This is a genomic window from Duodenibacillus massiliensis, from assembly GCF_928721995.1.
Classification (GTDB): Bacteria; Pseudomonadota; Gammaproteobacteria; order Burkholderiales; family Burkholderiaceae_F; genus Duodenibacillus; species Duodenibacillus massiliensis.
Genome location: NZ_OV788642.1, coordinates 174,978 through 192,098, shown reverse-complemented (window position 1 = coordinate 192,098; position 17,121 = coordinate 174,978). Strand labels below are relative to the sequence as shown.

Below are 17,121 nucleotides of genomic sequence, written 5' to 3'. Positions count from 1 at the left end.
TCTTCAATTCTCCTCGGGCAAAACCATGTCCGTGAGGCCCTGTCCCGGACCCACCATCGGTAAAACCGGCTCTTCGGGGGCGATGTGCACGTCAATAAAGACAAGTTCGTCCTTGTACTTATTGAAGGCAAGGTCAATCGCCTTATCGAGTTCCGCGTAGGTCGTGGCTCTCAGACCAATGTGGCCGTAGCACTCGGCAAGCTTTACAAAGTCCGGCTGCACGTCCATCACGGACTCCGAGCAGTGGCCCTGATAGTAGGCTCGCTGCCAGAGCGCGACCATCCCGAGATAGCCGTTATTTAAAAGGAAAATCTTGGGGTGAAGGCCGTACTGCTTGGCCGTTCCCAATTCCTGAATGTTCATCTGAATCGAGCCGTCACCGGTGAAAAGGACGCTTACCGCATCGGGGTGCGCAACCTGCACGCCCAGGGCCGCCGGCAGTCCGTAGCCCATCGTGCCGAGGCCGCCCGATGTGAGCCAGTGGCGCGGCTCTCTGAATTTCAGATACTGCGCGGCCCACATCTGATGTTCGCCCACGTCTGTCGAAAAATAGGCGTTTTCGCCCGCCGCGGCCGCGACGCGCTCAATAACGGCCTGCGGCAGGATGGGCTTGGCGGCGTCAACCTTATAGTGCAGGCACTTCTTGGCCTTCCACGTGTCAATGCGGTTCATCCAGGCGGCGAGCGCCTCGGCGTCCGTGCGTGTCTGCGTGGCTTCAAGCTGCGAGAGAAGCTCTGCGAGAACCTCGCGCACGTCGCCCACGATCGGAATGTCGGTTCTGACGTTTTTGGCAATCGAACTCGGATCAACGTCAACCTGAATGACGGTGCGCTCATTTTTCTGCCAGTCGGCGGGATTTCCGATCACACGGTCATCAAAGCGCGCCCCCACGGCAAAGACAACGTCACAGCCCTGCATCGCCATGTTGGCTTCGTAGGTACCGTGCATGCCGACCATGCCGAGACACTTGCTGTCTTTGGCGTCAAAGCCGCCGATGCCCATCAGGGTTGTCACAACGGGGTAGCCCAAAAGCGAGGCGATGCGGTTTAAAAGCGCCGAGGCGCCGGAAATCACAACGCCGCCGCCCGCGTAAATGAGCGGACGCTTGGCTGTGAGCAGTACCTGCAGTGCCCTGCGGATCTGGCCGGGGTGGCCCTTTAAGACCGGGCGGTAGCTCGGAATATCAATCTTTAAGGGCCACACAAACGGGCACTTATTGACCTGAACGTCCTTCGGAAGGTCAATCAGCACGGGGCCGGGACGGCCGCTTCTGGCAATGTAAAAGGCTTCTTTAATGGTGCGCGCGAGGTCCCGGACGTCTTTGACAAGGTAATTGTGTTTGACGCAGGGGCGCGTAATGCCCACGGTGTCGCATTCCTGGAAAGCATCGGTGCCGATGAGGCTTGTGGCAACCTGGCCCGTGAAGACAACGAGGGGAACTGAGTCGGCGTAGGCCGTGGCGATACCGGTGACGCCGTTTGTCGCGCCGGGGCCCGATGTGAGAAGCGCAACGCCGACTTCGCCGGTTGAGCGGGCATAGGCGTCTGCGGCATGCAGCGCCGCCTGCTCGTGGCGCACGAGAATGTGGCGGAAATACTTCTGCTTGTAGATTTCGTCATAGACGGGAAGCACTGCCCCGCCCGGATAACCGAAGACGTGTTTTACACCTTCGGCATGAAGCGCCTCGATGACGATTTCGGCGCCTGACATAACTTTGGCGGATTCATCCGCCGCTGTCACAGTTGTCTGCATAGTGGTACGCGTGATCCTTAATCATTTCCCGCGGGAGACGATCGGGATAACAGCCTTACGGAGGAATCCCCTCACGTAAACCCGTTCGGTCCGGACGGCCGCGGTCAACAGCCGCCGGTCCGCTTCTTGTTTTCGATCTCCGACCCTTCGGAGAGCGCCTCCGGCAAGAAGCCCCTCTGTCGGTCTGCCGCACGCCGTGGTTGACGTGAAGGCCTCTGAGGTCAGACGCCGGGCGACAGTCTTGGGGGACATTACACGAAAGGCGCTTCTGATTCAGCCCAAAACCAAGCTTCACCTCTCTCTCAGTGATGCCTTTTGCGTTTTAGCCAATCTCCTACGGTTATTCCCTTAAAATGCACTGCCTAAAAATACCCCGCCCTTGTGTCTTAAGGACAACGTGCAGCCCTCCTCACCGGTGCCGCCGCGGGGATGCGTTTTTCGTATTTGCTTCAGTTTTTGATTTATGTCGCAGCAGCATTCCGGGACCCAGTGGGGGTCCCGTTTCGGTTTTATTCTCGCAAGCGCCGGTTCTGCGATCGGCCTCGGGGCGATCTGGAAGTTCCCTTACTGGGCGGGCACCTACGGCGGCGCCAACTTCATCATCCCCTTCATTCTCTTTACCTTCACGATCGGTATTGCGCTGCTTCTGGGGGAACTCGCAATCGGCCGCGCCGGCCGCGGCAGCGCCTTAAATGCCCTTAGAAAAACCGGCGGCCCCGTCTTTACGGTTTTAGGGGGCATCGCGGTTTTAACGAGCTTTGTGATTCTGTCCTACTACTCGGTTGTGGGCGGCTGGTGCGTGAAGTACCTTTTTGACGCTCTCACCGGGCACCTTGTGACCGACAACGCCCGGCTTCTGACCGACAACTTCCGGTCACTCGTCGGTAACGGCCCGGTGAACTGCGCCTGGCATATTCTCTTTCTGACGCTGACCTGCGGCGTGATTGCCGCCGGGGTCATGCAGGGCATTGAAAGGCTTTCAAAGTACCTTCTACCCATCCTTTTCGTGCTGATGATTTTTCTCATTGCCCGGTCGCTCACGCTGCCCGGCGCGATGGAAGGCGTTGCCTTTCTCTTTAAGTTTGATCCCTCTGCCGTGACGCTTGAAGGGCTTTTAAACGCCATGGGCTTTACGTTCTTTTCGCTTTCGCTCGGCTGCGGCATCCTTGTGACCTACGGCTGCTACGTCAAGGAAAGCACGGACCTGCCCAACTCATCCCTTTGGATTGCCTGGCTTTCGGTGCAGACGGCAATTCTGGCGGGTTTGATGATCATGCCGGCCGTCTTTGCGCTCGACCAGGATCCCAACGCCGGTCCGGGCCTTGTCTTTGTGACGGTGCCGCTCGTTTTCTCGCAGCTTCCGATGGGAGGCATCTTTGCCCTTCTCTTTTACGTGTGCCTTTTAGTGGCGGCGCTCACCTCCTCGGTGTCTCTTCTGGAAGTCTGCACCGCTTACCTCACAAGTGAATGGCATATGACCCGCCGCCGCGCGGTGACACTCTGCTACGTTGCCCTTGCGGTGCTCGGCTGCGTTTCAGCCTTAAGTTTCGGACCGCTTTCGGGCTTTACGGTGGGCGGCAAAAACATCTTTGAACTTCTGGACTACGTCTGCTCCAACGTCATGATGCCCCTGGGGGGCCTCTCGATCGCGCTTTTGGCAGGCTGGAAGGCCTGGCCCGTCTTTAAGGCGCAGATCAACGCCGTGCATCAGTATCCTGCGGCGCTCAACACATTTCTGAAGTTTTCCCTGCGGTTTTTGGCGCCGCTGCTGGTGATCGTTGTGGTTGCCACCGGTCTCTGAGCGAAAGTCTCTAAACCGTCTGACGCAAACGGTGTTCCGGACTTTTTTCGGGACACCGTTTTTCCTACCGGCCCGAATCCTCGGTACACTCGGGGCACCACGAATTCTTTTATTGCGACAACATTATGTCTGAACGCATCAACTGGACAAGCCGACTGGGCTTTATTCTCGCGAGCGCCGGAGCGGCCGTGGGCCTCGGGGCCATCTGGAAGTTTCCGTATCTCGCGGGCAGTAACGGCGGCAGCGCCTTTCTCTTTCCCTACGTGATTCTCTCCTTCACGATCGGGCTTGTTCTGCTGTTGGCCGAAATTGCGCTGGGGCGGCTCGGTAAAGGCGGCATCGTCACCGCCTACCGCGCGATCGGCGGCAAAAAGTGGGCCGTTTTCGGCTACCTCGGCATTCTCACGGGCTTTTGTGTGCTGTGCTTTTATTCCGTGATCGGCGGCTGGACGATTTCCTATCTCGTCGATGCCCTGTTGGGTAACAGCATCGTGGCCGATAAAAGCGCGCTTGAAGCGCACTTTGGAGCGCTCGTGGCAAACCCCATGGTTTCGATCGGCTTTCAGGCGGCGTTTCTGATGTTTACCGCCTGGGTCGTTGTCTTTGACGTTGCCAAGGGGATTGAGCGGCTTTCCAAAATTCTGATGCCGCTTCTGTTGGTGCTCGTTCTCATCGTCATCATCCGCGGTGTGACGCTGCCCGGGGCTTCAGCGGGCCTCTCCTACCTTTTCAGCTGGAACAGCGATGCCTTTACCTGGAAGAGCCTTCTTGCGGCGATGGGCTTTACGTTTTTCAGCCTCTGCGTGGGCTGCGGCTGCATGCTCACCTACGGCTCCTACCTCGCCAAAGACACGGACCTTGTGTCGGGCTGCGCGTGGATTACGTTTCTTGCGACGGCCGCTTCCGTTCTCGGGGGCCTGATGATCATGCCCTCGGTGTTTGCCTTCGGGCTTGATCCCACGGCCGGCCCCGGGCTCACGTTTCTCACGATGCCCGTCGTTTTTGCGCAGCTTCCCTTCGGACAGTTCTTTGCGGTTGTCTTTTACGCGTGCCTGGTGCTTGCGGCGATCACCAGTTCCGTGTCGCTGCTGGAGCTTGTCGCAGCCTACTTTATTGACGAACTCGGCATGAAGCGCTTCTGGGCGGTGACGCTTGTGACCTTCGTGATGCTTGTTGTGGGAAGTTTCTGCGGGCTTTCCTTCGGCCCCCTGGCGGACTTTAAAATCGCGGGCCGCACGATTTTCGATAACTTCGATTACTTCACGAGTAACCTGAGCCTTCCCGTGGGCGGGCTCGTTGTCTGTGCTTTAGCGGGGCTTGTGGCCTGGAAGTCCGTGCGCGAGGAACTCAACGTCGGACGTGTGCGTCCGGCCTGGGAACTTGCCGCCTTCCGGGGACTTCTCGCGATCGGAGCCCCGGTTCTCATTCTCATTGTGCTCGTTACCGGTCTGTAAGAAAACCGGGCGTAAAAACAAACGGTCTGATTGCGCGTCAGACCGTTTTTTGTTCAGGCGCGGTTTATAAGCCGGCGCCGTCTCTGCTCAAAAAGGCAGACTGCGGCGGCTGCGCCGACGTTAAGGGACTCACACTTGTCTTCAATCGGAATGAGGTAACGGGCGTCCGCAACGCTTAAAGCTGCGTCGGAGAGCCCCGGGCCTTCAGCGCCCATCATCCAGACGGTGTGCCCCTGCTCCCACCCTTGACTGCGGAAAAGATCCGCGCCTCCGCGGGCGTCGGCCGCAAGCCGCCTTGCCGCAAAAAGCCCGGGGAGTTCTTCAGACGGCACGTTTTCGTAAATCACCGCACTGAAGTGGGCGCCCATGCCGGCCCGAAGGACTTTCGGAGACCAAAGCCCCGCCGTACCCGGAGAACTCACGATATGGGTGACGCCGCTTGCAAGCGCCGTACGAATGAGTGTCCCGGCGTTTCCCGCATCCTGCACGCCGTCAAGGTACAGCGCGTCCGCGGCAAGCGGTTTATGCGGCCGGTCAAACGTCGGAACCGGGATTTCAAGCGTAAGGCCCGAGCCGTGCTCCACAGGCGAAACGGCGTCGTAAAGCGCGGGCGCAACCACAAACGTGCGCACGCTCCCCCGCTTGGCAATCGCCTGAGCGTAGACCATGGCTTCAGCCGAAACACCCCCGTCTCTCAGAAGGATGCTTTCCACCGGAAAGTCCCGCTCGAGGATGACGCCCGCGAGGTGCGCGCCTTCGGCGAGCGTAAAGCCCGTTTTGCGCGCTGCGCGGGGGCTTTCCATGATCTTTTTCCAGCGGCGGTAGCGGTCGTTGGCCGCCGAAGTAATGGCAACGGTCTGCATGAAAGTGCGTGCTCGGGTTGACGGTTGGTTGAATGCGGCCTCATTTTAGCGGTTCGGCTGAGACCTTCTTTGCGAAAGGCATAGAATCCCGAAGCACAGAAATTCTCAAAGCATGGAGACATCATGTCCATCGTTTTAGCCGATAAGGTTTTTCCTGAAATCGCCGCCTGGGGTGATGAACTCACCGCAATCCGCCGTGAGATTCACAGTCATCCGGAACTCGGTTTTGATACGGCGGTGACCGTCAGCCGCATCGTGACGCTTCTCAAAAAATGGGGCATCGAAAAGATTGATACCGACATTGTCAAGGGCGGCGTCATTGTTGAAATCGACGGCAACCGTCCGGGTAAGACCGTGGCTTTGCGTGCCGACATTGATGCGCTCCCGATGAATGACTGCTCCGAGAACAGCTGGAAGAGCACGATTGAAGCCCGCGCTCACGCCTGCGGCCATGACGGTCATCAGACGTGGCTGATGGCAGCGCTGCGTTACCTCAACCTCAAGCGCGACTTCCCGGGCCGCGTGATCGGTATTTTCCAGCCCGCCGAAGAGCTTGCCCAGGGCGCTTTGGCCGTGATTAAAGCGGGTGTGCTTGAAAAGTACGGCATTGCTGAAATCTACGGCGCGCACACCGAACCGATGCTCGATAAGGGCGTGTTCGGGTTCCGCGTGGGGCCGCTGCAGGCCTCTTCCGACAGCTTCTGGGTGACCGTTCACGGCGTCGGTACCCACGGCGGCCGTCCGCATCTGGGTGTGGACCCGATTCCGGTGGGCGCAGCCATCATTTCGCAGCTGCAGACGCTTGTGAGCCGCAGGCTTAACCCCGTGGAAACCGGTGTTGTCTCGATCTGCTCAGTGAACGCCGGGCGCTTTGAGACCGCCAACGTCATTCCCCACCAGCTCACCTTAAGCGGTACGGTGCGCACATTCCTGCCGGAAGTCCGCGCAATGTTTGAGGAAAAACTCAAGAAGATCGTGACGCTTACCGCGCAGGCCAATGACTGTACGGCTGACATCAACTACGTGCATCAGTGCTCGGCCGTTATTAATGCCGAAGAGCAGACGCGTGCCGGCATTGACGCCGCCACAAAACTCTACGGCCCCGAGCACGTCGTGCCGGAAATGACGCCCTTTATGAGTTCGGAAGACTTCTCCGAATACCAGGCCAGAATTCCGGGCGCCATCATGCGTGTGGGCGTGCGTGACACCAACCATACGGCAACGCTGCACAGCCAGGCCTTTGACTTTAACGATGAGGTGCTGCCCGCTGCGGCCACACTCATTGCGCAGATCGCCCTCTCGCGCTTAAACGCCCTGGCGTAACTGCCGGCTGGTGCGTTCTTTCGGCCTCCGCGGGACACGTTTCCCGCGGAGGCCTCTCATTATCCGACAGGGCAGCAGCGCACCCTCATCATCCGTACGGATGAGTTTTTGCCCCTTGACGCCCTCGAAAAAGCCCTTATGCGTTAGAGTTACGGAATCACCTGCCCGACGGGCACTGCAGTCACTCAAACGGATGAGAGACTGCGCTGACGAATACGAAAAAAACGATGAATAAACCGCTATCAGCAGCCGCTCTGGAACGCCGCCGTGAGCTTGATCTTTTAAGAACGCTGCCCGAACTGCTCACGCATCACCTCGAAAAGCGTGCCGACATGCCGATTTATACCCAGTGGTCGGCCAAAGAAAAGACCTGGAAAACCTATTCGGTCAAAGAGACCGTTGATCGGGTCAATGTCTGGCGTCATGCGCTTGCCGCCGAAGGCTTAAACCGGGGCGAGCGCGTGGCAATGCTGCTGCCCAACTGTTTCACGGCCGTCGTCTTTGACCAGGCTGCGCTTGCCTGTGCTTTGACGCCTGTGCCGCTTCACGCCGTGGATACGGCGGGGTCTTCCTCCTACATCATGAACGACAGCCAGGCGCGCGTCCTGGTGACCGCCAAAAAGGCGAAGTGGGAAGCGATTCGCGATACCGAACCCCATTCCTTCTTAAAGACCGTGGTGATCACGGACGATGAAGTGGAAGATCACAAGGAAGACGGAATCCGCGTCGTTGGGGTTGAAGCGTGGCTTGCGGGCGGCGCAGGGGCAGAGCTTCCCGCCGGCCCCGAACCCACGGATCTTGCGGCGCTTGTCTACACCTCGGGAACGACCGGCAAACCCAAGGGCGTGATGCTCACGCACCGCGCGATTCTTGCCAACGTGACCGGAGTGCTGCAAAACGTCTGCCCGGAACCCGAAGACGTCTGGTTTTCGTTCCTGCCGCTTTCGCACACCTTTGAGCGCACGACCACGTACTACACGGCCCTGGGCTGCGGCAACCGCGTTGCCTTTAACCGCAACATCAGTCTCATTCAGGACGATTTAAAGCAGATCCGTCCAACCGTGATGATGAGCGTGCCGCGGATTTACGAAAAGATTTACGAGAAAATCCAGGATCAGCTCGCCAAAAAGCCGAAATTCATTCAGTTTCTGTTTCAGTGGGCCGTGGACTGCGGCTACCGGCGCTTTTGCCGTGAAAACGGGCTGCCCGTTGAGTCGGGCGGCCTTCTCGCGCTCCTTGATCCCCTCTTTGCGGGATTCCTGGATAAAAAGGTCGGCGCCGGTATCCGCTCCGTCTTCGGCGGCCGTCCGCATATTTTTATTGCCGGGGGCGCAGCCTTTAACCCCCAGGTGAGTAAAACGTTTTTGGGGCTCGGCGTGAACATCATGCAGGGCTACGGTATGACGGAAACAAGCCCCATCATTGCCGTCAACAAAGAGGGCTTCAATCACCCGGCAACGGTTGGCGTGGCGCTTCCCAACGTTGAAATCCGTCTGGGCGAAAACGATGAGCTGCAGGTGCGCGGCCCCTCCGTGATGCTCGGCTACTGGAACCGCCCCGCCGACACCAAGGCCGTCTTTACCGATGACGGCTGGCTTAAGACGGGCGATCAGGCCGACATCTACGCCGACGGTCACGTCCGGATCAAGGGCCGCATCAAGGAAATCATTGTGACGAGTACCGGAGAGAAGGTGCCGCCCGCGGACCTTGAGCAGGCGCTTGAAAATGACCATCTCATCAGTCAGGCGATGGTTTTCGGTGAAAATAAGCCCTTTATCGGGGCGCTTGTGGTCTTAAACCCCGAGCGCTGGAAGGAACTTGCAACTGAGCTTAAGCTCAATGCCGACGATCCCGCTTCACTTAACGAACGTGCTGCACGCCAGGCCGTCTTAAAGCGCGTGAAGGCTGCGGCTGCGCGCTTTCCCAACTACGCTGTGCCCCGCTCCGTCAAACTTATGCTTGAGCCCTGGACGATTGATAACGGGCTTTTGACCCCCACGCTTAAATTAAAGCGCGGCCCCATCAAGGCGCGCTTTGCAGACGCAATCGACGCGGTCTACGGCGAAATCAAAGCCTGAGGTTTTATGGACACAAAAAAAGCGGCCGTCGGATTTTTTCCGGGCCGCTTTTTGTGTCTGACGGTTTTTTAAAGTTCCGTCGCAGGTGCCTTATCCAGGCCGAAGGCGTCGTGCAGCGCCCGAACGGCAAGCTCCATGTACTTCTCTTCGATCACAAGGCTCACCTTAATTTCCGAGGTGCCGATCATGAGAATGTTGATGCCCTCTTTGGCAAGCGTTTCAAACATCTTGCAGGCAACACCGGCGTGGGTGCGCATGCCAACGCCCACAACGCTCACCTTGGCGATGTTCGAGGACGTCGTGATGTCGCAGGGGCCTGTGACGGGCAGCACTCCGCTCTTTAATACCTTCACTGTCTTTTCAAGGTCGCCCTTGGGGACCGTGAACGTAAAGTCCGTCGTGTCCTTACCGGTGTTCTGCACGATCATGTCAACATCAATATTGTTGCTCGCAACCGGTCCCAGGATCTTATAAGCGATGCCCGGGGTATTGGGCACATGAGAAAGGGTGACCTGCGATTCATCGCGGGTGCAGGCAATACCGGTGACAAGGGCTTTTTCCATCTTGGGATCTTCCTCAAACGAAATCAATGTGCCGCTTACGGCTTCTTTTTCAACCGGGATATCCGGATCAGTCAGGCTCGACAAAACACGCAGGGGAACCTTGTATTTGCCGGCAAATTCGACGCTGCGGATCTGCAGAACCTTGGATCCGAGGCTCGCAAGCTCGAGCATTTCCTCAAAGCTGATCGCGTCAAGCCTGCGGGCCTTGCGCTCAATACGGGGGTCCGTCGTATAGACGCCGTCCACGTCCGTAAAGATGAGGCATTCCTGCGCCTTTAAGGCAACGGCCATCGCGACGCCTGAGGTATCGGACCCGCCGCGGCCGAGCGTGGTGACGTTACCGGCGGTGTCTCTGCCCTGAAAGCCCGCAACGATCACGACTTTGCCGGCGTCAAGCTCACGCTTTACCGGTTCGCAGTCAATGCTTTCGATGCGCGCTTTGGTAAAGGCGCTGTCGGTGTGAACCGCCACCTGCGAACCGTTAAAGCTCACGGCATCCACGCCGATTGATTTAAGCGCCATCGCAAGCAGCCCGATGGAGACCTGCTCGCCGGTGCTGGCGATCACATCGAGTTCCCGGGGATCGGGATTGGGCATGATTTCCTTGGCAAGCCCGATCAAGCGGTTCGTTTCTCCGCTCATGGCCGAAACTACAACCACCATCTGATATCCGGCTTTGTGCCATTTGGCGACGCGCCGCGCGACATTTTTAATGCGCTCCACGCTGCCCATGGACGTTCCGCCGTACTTGTGAACGATTATTGCCATATAGCTCGGCCTAATTCTGAGTGAGTTTGTCGGTGCGGCAGAGCTGATAGCTTCAGCGCTGCCGCGGTCTGTGAAATCGTTTCTGATTTTGTCAGAAAGGGGCCCGTTTCGGACCCGTGAGACACGTTTTTGCCCGTAAACCTCTCGGTATCTTGATAACTGACAAGCAACAGGAGAGAAAAAACTTAGGCAATACGTCGGATAGGTAAAGTTTTTTAGAACTCCTATTGGAAATCTTTACGTTTTGGGGTAATCTAGGGTTTTTACTGAGTAACTTTTGACTACAATGCCTTGTCTCGGTGGTGCTGAGCTGCCCCGGACATATGCCCTGAAACAGGAAGAAATCGAGGCGTTTCAGCCCGCCCGTTAGGAGGAAGTTTCAACCGTCAACTACCCCTGACTGAAGTCAGAGGCTTGGCAACAAGTCTTGGTTGACTAGCCTCAGTCCGTTTTCGGACGGACTCCGTTGGTTGGGAATCCGTTCCGTCGCAAGACGGGACGCAAACAGGCACCGCGGGATGTCGATCCTAGTCCCGCGCTCTGCGGTCTGCGGTTAAAAGCTCTGAGAGGTAGGAGCGGTGCTTCAGACAACAAACCCCTTCCAACATTGGCGAAGGATCACCACCGACCGCAAGGTCGAGCAGACGGAGCCCGTGAGGTATCCGTCAATGGAGAACACTTTGAAAGTTTTTGTGTTGAATATGCGCGGGCAACCGCTCATGCCGTGCTCCCCGCCCAAGGCGTGTAAGCTCCTTCGGGCCGGGAAGGCCGTGCCTGTGCGCCGAACGCCCTTTGCGATTCAACTGACGGTGCCGACGGGCGAAACTAAGCAGCCGATCACCTTGGGTGTGGATGCGGGCTACAAGCACGTCGGCCTGAGCGCAACGACCGCCAAGGAAGAGTTGTTGGCTTCCGAGGTCGAACTGCGGCAGGACGTGACGGGCTTGCTCTCGGATCGCTTGGCACTTCGCCGCGCCCGACGCAACCGTAAGACCCGTTGCCGTGCGCCGCGTTTTGATAATCGCGTTCGATCAAAGCACAAGGGTTGGCTTGCGCCGTCCGTGGAGAACCGCATTCAGGCGCACATATCGCGCATTGAAACGGTTTGCCGAGTGCTTCCGATCACCAAAATCGTGATTGAAACCGCATCGTTCGACATTCAGAAGATCAAGAATCCCGAAGTCGAAGGCACGGACTATCTGCAGGGCGACCAGCTCGGATTCTGGAACGTGCGCGAATATGTGCTGTTCCGCGACGGTCACATTTGCCAAGCCTGCAAAGGCAGATCGAAAGATCTGATTCTCAACGTGCATCACATTGAGAGTCGGAAAACGGGAGGCGACGCGCCGGGCAACCTCATCACGCTGTGCGAGGCGTGCCACAAGGCGTATCACGCAGGCAAGTTGAAGCAGTTCAATCCCCGGCGCGGCGCTTCTTTCAGGGCAGAGACTTTCGTGGGCGTCATGCGTTGGACGGTGCTCAACCGCCTGCGCGAGCGCCATCCCGAATTGCCTGTCACGAATACCTACGGGTATCTGACCAAACACAAGCGCATCGTCGCGGGCTTGCCAAAGACGCATTGCGCGGACGCTTTCTGCATTGCCGGCGTCCTCGACGCAAAACGTCGGGGCGAATACCTGTTTCAGAAACAGACGCGCCGCCACAATCGCCGGATCCACAAGCTGACGATTCTCAAAGGCGGTGTGCGCAAGCGCCATCAGGCTCCGTACCTAGTGCACGGCTTCAGGCTCTTTGACAAGGTGCTGTGCAAAGGGGAAGTCGGCTTTATTTTTGGCAGACGCTCCTCGGGTGCATTCGATGTGCGCCGTCTGGACGGTACAAAGATTTCTGCCGGTATTTCCTACAAGAAACTTTCGCTTCTTGAGAAGCGAAAGATGTTTTTAACTGAACTGAGAAAGGAGGGCCGCGATTCCTCCCGCGTCTGAAGACGCGGGTTTCCTCGCGGAATTTCTATGATCCGTGCAACCGCTACCGTTGTCCTGCACAATTTTTCGATGTATGCGAACGCTGCAGCCAAAGGCAATGCCGTGCTCGTGACGTTTCATTCACAGCCCTGGTGCCTCATCGGCCCCGTGTCGCTTCTGAATGAACCGGAAAAAAAGACGTGCCGCGTCTTAAACGCCACGGACGCCTACCATCAGTTTTCCACGAACGCCCAGCTGGCTCACCGCGGCAACATCACGCTTGTGAGCTCACGGGGCAAACTGCGGTGCGGCTTTTTCCCGCCCGCTTTTGCCGAACGTCTCTCGGTTAAAGACCGCGTTGTGCGTGAATTCATCGAAGGCTGAGCCCAATCTCATTACAATGACCGGCAACGAGCCCGGAAGTCGTTTTCACCGTGCTCATCACCATCAATTCCTGACAGAACCCCACCCGCTATGCCGGTCACACAATTTCCTGAAAAAGGCGCGTGTTTCATCGCCCCCTCTATTCTTTCCGCGGACTTTGCCCGTCTCGGCGAAGAAATCCGTGACGTCATCGATGCCGGAGCCGACTGGATTCACTTTGACGTGATGGACAACCATTACGTGCCCAACCTCACGGTGGGGCCCCTGGTGTGTTCAGCCGTGCGCCCTCACAGCTCGGTTCCGATTGACGTGCATCTGATGGTCGAGCCCGTTGATGCGCTCGTACCGATGTTTGCCAAGGCCGGTGCCGACATCATCACCTTTCATTGTGAGGCAAGCCGGCACATTGACCGCACGTTAAGCCTTATTCACGACAACGGGTGTCTCGCGGGCCTTGTCTTTAACCCGGCAACGCCCCTCGATTACCTCACCTATGTCATGGACAAGGTGGACGTGATTCTTCTGATGAGCGTCAATCCCGGTTTCGGCGGCCAAAAGTTCATTGCCTCGGCTCTTACAAAGATCCGCGCCGCGCGCACGATGCTTGATCAGTACGAAAAAGAAAGCGGCCGGAGGATTCTCATTGAGGTGGACGGCGGCATCAAGCCCGAAAACATCGCTCAGTGTGCCCTCGCCGGTGCCGACGTTTTTGTCGCGGGAAGCGCCGTCTACGGCAAGAAAACCAAAGCCGGTTACGCCGAAGCAATTGCGAGCATGAAAAAAGCCGTCAGCGGGGCGACGGCTTAAAAGCAGACGGATTTTTACGTCAAGGCCGCCCGGGAAACGTCCTGCGGGCGGCTTTTCTTTGCTCTCAGAGTTTGCCGAGCGTCTGCCGCACGGTCTGCTCCACAGCGACTTCCACGGCCTTTCCGAGGTCCTTTCGGATGCGGCCCGCGGCGGTCTGCAGCGCCATTTCCACGATGATGTCGATGTTGCCTGCAAGGCGCTCACAAAGCTGTGCGGTGACCTCATGGGTCATTTCTTCAATCATGTGCTTGTCAACGGTCTTTGCGGGTGATGTCCCCTGCATTGCGGCTGCTGGTGTTTCAGAGGCCTTCGCGCGCGGGGCGGACTCCACGGCCTGCGCATTTTTGGCCATACGGAAACCCGCATGCATGCAGGCGGACGCAGGCGCAGCAGGGGCCTGTGTCCGGGGCGCAGCGGCATCGGGCACCGCACAAGCGGCCTGCACCTGGGGCTCGCCCGCAGGCCGGGCTGCCTCAGGCTCTTCAAAAACCGGTGTCCGCGGCTGATCGGTTGGCGTCACGGGGGCAGCGGGCTCTGCGGGCGGCATATCCTGCAGCGGAATCCCTTTTTGCGCGAGCGACTCAAGCCGTGCCTTCTCGTTTGTGAGCGTATCCGTGAAAACGCCGGCCGCTGCCTTCTGAAGGTCTTCCCAGGTGTACGTCACACGTTCCTGCAGCACAGGCGAAGAAAAAGTCGGGTTCACTTGGATTTGCTCCTGTCATAGGCTTTGAGCACAACGCCCGCAGCCCGGTAAATACGGTAGCGTGCACGGGCGGAGGTGAGTTCCGCCGCGTTGCTTGTGACGATGTCAACCACACGCTCAAACGGTTTTAACGCGTCCTGCCAGTTTTCAGGCACCGCTTCGTCTAAAAGAATCAGCACCTTGTCGTGCGGCAGGTCGGAAAAGACCGAACTGAAATGCACGCTGCATTCTGAGGCATAGGCGTCCTTGGCCCAGCTGTGCGGGATAAAGGTGAGATCCTCAAAACGCCAGAGATCATCGTAGACACGCTTTAAAAGAACGGGATCGCGGCTCCAGACGGCAACAGAAAGCCCCATGCCCTGCACCTTTTTAATAAGGCGGCAGGCATAAAGCGAGCGGTTGGCAACGCCGAAGTGAAAGTCGATCTGTTCCATGATCCCGTCATCTTAACGACTCGGCCTGAAAACTAAAAGCGGCTTTGAGCTCCCCCGCTTTCCCCTGCGGCAGAAACAGGCTTTACGTACGCCGCCGTTCCCCAGAGCGGAATCGTGGAGATGCTGTGCTCAAAGCTTCCGATGGTTTCCTTCGTGGCGTACGAGATGTAAATAAGCGTCTGATTTTTGGCATCAAAGATCCGGCGGATCTTGAGGCGCTTTAAAAAGACGCTTTTACTCTTGGAGAAAATCACGTCGCCGTCGCTGCCTGAGGTTTTGATGCGCTCAATCATCGCGGGTGTGATCTCCCCGGTCTGTCGGCAGGAAACCGCGCTTTCGGAAGGGTCCGTAAGGCTTAACGGAGACTCAATGGAAGCGACGTGGCAGGTGACGCCCGGCACTTCGGGATCGACAAAGGCGTTCACGGTGATGTCCTTCAAGGTGAAGATCCCGAGCGAGACGTCCGCCACGTCACCTTTGCCGCAGCCCGCCAGCATGAGCGCTGCGGCAAAGGTGACCACCCCAAGCTTTAAGGCGCTCATTTGGCTGCCTTTCTGCCTTTGCGGGCAGAAGTTTTTTGAGCTTTCTCAGCGGGGACCGCATCCTTAAATTCCTCTGCGGCACGGCTTCTGAGCCAGGCCAAAAGAAGCGGCAGCGGCCGGCCCGTCGCTTTTTTCTGGCCGCTGTGGGTGTTGGCGGTACCTGCCACATCCAGGTGCGCCCAGGGGCACTTCGGAGCAAACGCTTCCAGAAAAGCCGCCGCGATGCTTGCGCCCGGGCCTGCGGCTGCACCGATATTGGCCATGTCGGCCACATCGGACTTCAGGGCCTCCGTGTAGTCTTTTCCAAGCGGCATGCGCCAGACGCTGTCGCAGGCGGTGTCGCCCGCAGCCTTAAGTTCTGCCGCCAGACGCGAATCATTGGCAAAAAGGCCGGAGTGTGCGCTTCCGAGCGCCACAATGATGTGGCCCGTGAGCGTAGCGGCGTCCACGACTGCCGCCGGCTTAAAGACTGCGGCACGCACGAGGGCGTCGGCAAGAATGAGGCGCCCTTCGGCATCGGTATTTAAAATCTCCACGGTCTTGCCGTCGGACATCGTGATGACGTCAGAGGGTTTCAGTGCCGTCCCCGAAGGCATGTTTTCGCAGGCAGCGACAAGGGCCGTGACGTTCACGGGGAGCTTAAGTTCAGCCGCGGCTTTGACTGCCGCGAGCATCACGGCTGCGCCGCACATGTCAAACTTCATCTCATCCATGCCGCGCGCGGGCTTCAGAGAAATACCGCCTGCGTCAAACGTGATCCCCTTGCCCACGAGCACCACGGGTGCGGCTTTGCCGGCGCCGTTATACGAAAATTCGATAAAGGCGGGTTCCACGGCAGAGCCTTTGGAAACGCCCAGGACGCCGCCCATCTTTGCTTTTTCAATCGCCTTACGGTCCAGGATCTTGACGCTGAGGCCCGTACCGCGCTTGCGGGTGATTTCCTTTACGGTCTGCGCAATATAGTGCGGCGTGCAGATATTGGGCGGGAGTTCCGCGAGGTGCCGCGCCCAGTGAATGTTTTCAGCTTCAATGCGGCCGGCTTCAAGCGCGTCGGCCACGGCCTTGGTCTTTTTATCGGAAAGCCACACGAGCTTTTCAAGCACAGCGCCTTCGGTGTGCGCGGTCTTCAGGGTGATTTTGGGTGCGAGTGTACAAAACGCCGTGCGGGCTGCGGTAAGCGCCTTCCAGGCTTCATCTCTGTCGGTGACGGTCCAGTCCTCGGCAGCAAGAATTACTTCGCTGGTGCCCGCGGCTTTGACGGCAGCCTTAACGGCAGCAACATAGTCATCCTGCGTCATCGCGCCCGCTTTGCCGAGCCCGACAATCACAAGGCGGCTGACGCCAAGGCCAGCGGGCTGCAGCAGGACCGTTGTTTTACCGGGCGTGGTGCTGATGTCGCCCGCCTTAATAAGCGCTGCGGCATTCGTGAGTTTTGCAGCGGCGTTTTCGCCTGCGGCCGTCCAGGTGACGGTCTTTGCGGTTTTGCCTTCGTACACACCCACGATGAGTGCGGCGCCTTTAACTTTTGAGGCTGCCGTTATCTGAACTTCCGTCTTCATTTTTTTTATTTCCTTTTTGCCGGGACCGACTGGGAAAGCGGCCCGATGTTTGTTGCCGGGCATTTTAGAGCCCGCGGCGCGCGAAAAACCGGCTTTGTTGCCAACCATTGCACTTTGCCGCCCGTCCCGGCTTTCTGCGGCATCTTGAATTTGCCGCCCGCAGTG

14 protein-coding genes are annotated in these 17,121 nt (G+C 58.1%); 7 read left to right on the top strand and 7 right to left on the bottom strand.

Annotated elements, in window-relative coordinates:
• Positions 1–3: 3 nt before the first annotated feature.
• Complete coding sequence (gene ilvB / locus NXF97_RS00840) at positions 4–1,752, bottom strand: biosynthetic-type acetolactate synthase large subunit (protein ID WP_022372492.1); 1,749 nt, start codon at positions 1,750–1,752, stop codon at positions 4–6.
• A gap of 463 nt (positions 1,753–2,215) precedes the next feature.
• On the opposite strand from ilvB, the gene NXF97_RS00835 reads away from it, so the two are divergent.
• Positions 2,216–3,553, top strand: a complete 1,338-nt coding sequence (locus NXF97_RS00835; RefSeq protein ID WP_274956096.1) for a sodium-dependent transporter — start codon at positions 2,216–2,218, stop codon at positions 3,551–3,553.
• 125 nt (positions 3,554–3,678) lie between these two features.
• On the top strand, positions 3,679–5,007 hold the full coding sequence (locus NXF97_RS00830; protein ID WP_074009447.1) for a sodium-dependent transporter: 1,329 nt from the start codon (positions 3,679–3,681) through the stop codon (positions 5,005–5,007).
• A 53-nt stretch (positions 5,008–5,060) separates the two neighbouring features.
• On the opposite strand, the gene NXF97_RS00825 is transcribed toward NXF97_RS00830, so the two are convergent.
• The gene (locus tag NXF97_RS00825; RefSeq protein WP_274956095.1) at positions 5,061–5,870 is read right to left on the bottom strand and encodes a TrmH family RNA methyltransferase; all 810 of its coding nucleotides are present in this window, start codon (positions 5,868–5,870) and stop codon (positions 5,061–5,063) included.
• 123 nt (positions 5,871–5,993) lie between these two features.
• Between NXF97_RS00825 and NXF97_RS00820 the strand changes: the two genes are divergently transcribed.
• Positions 5,994–7,193 carry a M20 metallopeptidase family protein gene (locus NXF97_RS00820; RefSeq protein WP_074009445.1) on the top strand — a complete coding sequence of 400 codons (1,200 nt, stop codon included), beginning with the start codon at positions 5,994–5,996 and terminating at the stop codon, positions 7,191–7,193.
• Between the two features lie 227 nt (positions 7,194–7,420).
• Positions 7,421–9,271 carry an AMP-dependent synthetase/ligase gene (locus NXF97_RS00815; protein ID WP_274956094.1) on the top strand — a complete coding sequence of 617 codons (1,851 nt, stop codon included), beginning with the start codon at positions 7,421–7,423 and terminating at the stop codon, positions 9,269–9,271.
• 68 nt (positions 9,272–9,339) lie between these two features.
• On the opposite strand, the gene NXF97_RS00810 is transcribed toward NXF97_RS00815, so the two are convergent.
• Positions 9,340–10,602 (bottom strand): aspartate kinase, encoded by a 1,263-nt coding sequence (locus NXF97_RS00810; RefSeq protein WP_074009443.1) that lies wholly within the window; start codon positions 10,600–10,602, stop codon positions 9,340–9,342.
• 668 nt (positions 10,603–11,270) lie between these two features.
• Between NXF97_RS00810 and iscB the strand changes: the two genes are divergently transcribed.
• The 3 genes from iscB to rpe all read left to right on the top strand — a co-directional run bounded on the left by iscB (position 11,271) and on the right by rpe (position 13,718).
• On the top strand, positions 11,271–12,548 hold the full coding sequence (gene iscB, locus NXF97_RS00805; RefSeq protein WP_274956093.1) for an RNA-guided endonuclease IscB: 1,278 nt from the start codon (positions 11,271–11,273) through the stop codon (positions 12,546–12,548).
• Positions 12,549–12,575: 27 nt separating this feature from the next.
• The gene (locus tag NXF97_RS00800; protein WP_274956092.1) at positions 12,576–12,911 is read left to right on the top strand and encodes a hypothetical protein; all 336 of its coding nucleotides are present in this window, start codon (positions 12,576–12,578) and stop codon (positions 12,909–12,911) included.
• Positions 12,912–13,001: 90 nt separating this feature from the next.
• Positions 13,002–13,718, top strand: coding sequence for a ribulose-phosphate 3-epimerase (gene rpe / locus NXF97_RS00795; RefSeq protein ID WP_022373241.1), 717 nt, complete (start codon positions 13,002–13,004; stop codon positions 13,716–13,718).
• Between the two features lie 64 nt (positions 13,719–13,782).
• On the opposite strand, the gene NXF97_RS00790 is transcribed toward rpe, so the two are convergent.
• From NXF97_RS00790 to NXF97_RS00775, 4 genes are read right to left on the bottom strand one after another with little or no spacing between them, the layout of a single operon-like run.
• Positions 13,783–14,421: a hypothetical protein gene (locus tag NXF97_RS00790; protein WP_274956091.1), complete on the bottom strand. Its 639-nt coding sequence runs from the start codon at positions 14,419–14,421 to the stop codon at positions 13,783–13,785.
• The gene (locus NXF97_RS00785) at positions 14,418–14,855 is read right to left on the bottom strand and encodes a DNA polymerase III subunit chi (protein ID WP_274956090.1); all 438 of its coding nucleotides are present in this window, start codon (positions 14,853–14,855) and stop codon (positions 14,418–14,420) included. Before NXF97_RS00785 ends, NXF97_RS00790 begins: the two co-directional genes overlap by 4 nt.
• A 32-nt stretch (positions 14,856–14,887) precedes the next feature.
• The gene (locus NXF97_RS00780; RefSeq protein ID WP_274956089.1) at positions 14,888–15,397 is read right to left on the bottom strand and encodes a CreA family protein; all 510 of its coding nucleotides are present in this window, start codon (positions 15,395–15,397) and stop codon (positions 14,888–14,890) included.
• Entirely contained in the window at positions 15,394–16,956 is a 1,563-nt protein-coding gene (locus NXF97_RS00775) for a leucyl aminopeptidase (protein ID WP_274956088.1), read from the bottom strand. Before NXF97_RS00775 ends, NXF97_RS00780 begins: the two co-directional genes overlap by 4 nt.
• Positions 16,957–17,121 lie beyond the last annotated feature (165 nt).

Coding starts and splice junctions, on each gene's coding strand:
- ilvB (WP_022372492.1), bottom strand. CDS start 1,752: ATGCAGACAACTGTGACAGCGGCGGATGAATCCGCCAAAGTTATGTCA.
- NXF97_RS00835 (WP_274956096.1), top strand. CDS start 2,216: ATGTCGCAGCAGCATTCCGGGACCCAGTGGGGGTCCCGTTTCGGTTTT.
- NXF97_RS00830 (WP_074009447.1), top strand. CDS start 3,679: ATGTCTGAACGCATCAACTGGACAAGCCGACTGGGCTTTATTCTCGCG.
- NXF97_RS00825 (WP_274956095.1), bottom strand. CDS start 5,870: ATGCAGACCGTTGCCATTACTTCGGCGGCCAACGACCGCTACCGCCGC.
- NXF97_RS00820 (WP_074009445.1), top strand. CDS start 5,994: ATGTCCATCGTTTTAGCCGATAAGGTTTTTCCTGAAATCGCCGCCTGG.
- NXF97_RS00815 (WP_274956094.1), top strand. CDS start 7,421: ATGAATAAACCGCTATCAGCAGCCGCTCTGGAACGCCGCCGTGAGCTT.
- NXF97_RS00810 (WP_074009443.1), bottom strand. CDS start 10,602: ATGGCAATAATCGTTCACAAGTACGGCGGAACGTCCATGGGCAGCGTG.
- iscB (WP_274956093.1), top strand. CDS start 11,271: ATGGAGAACACTTTGAAAGTTTTTGTGTTGAATATGCGCGGGCAACCG.
- NXF97_RS00800 (WP_274956092.1), top strand. CDS start 12,576: ATGATCCGTGCAACCGCTACCGTTGTCCTGCACAATTTTTCGATGTAT.
- rpe (WP_022373241.1), top strand. CDS start 13,002: ATGCCGGTCACACAATTTCCTGAAAAAGGCGCGTGTTTCATCGCCCCC.
- NXF97_RS00785 (WP_274956090.1), bottom strand. CDS start 14,855: ATGGAACAGATCGACTTTCACTTCGGCGTTGCCAACCGCTCGCTTTAT.
- NXF97_RS00780 (WP_274956089.1), bottom strand. CDS start 15,397: ATGAGCGCCTTAAAGCTTGGGGTGGTCACCTTTGCCGCAGCGCTCATG.
- NXF97_RS00775 (WP_274956088.1), bottom strand. CDS start 16,956: ATGAAGACGGAAGTTCAGATAACGGCAGCCTCAAAAGTTAAAGGCGCC.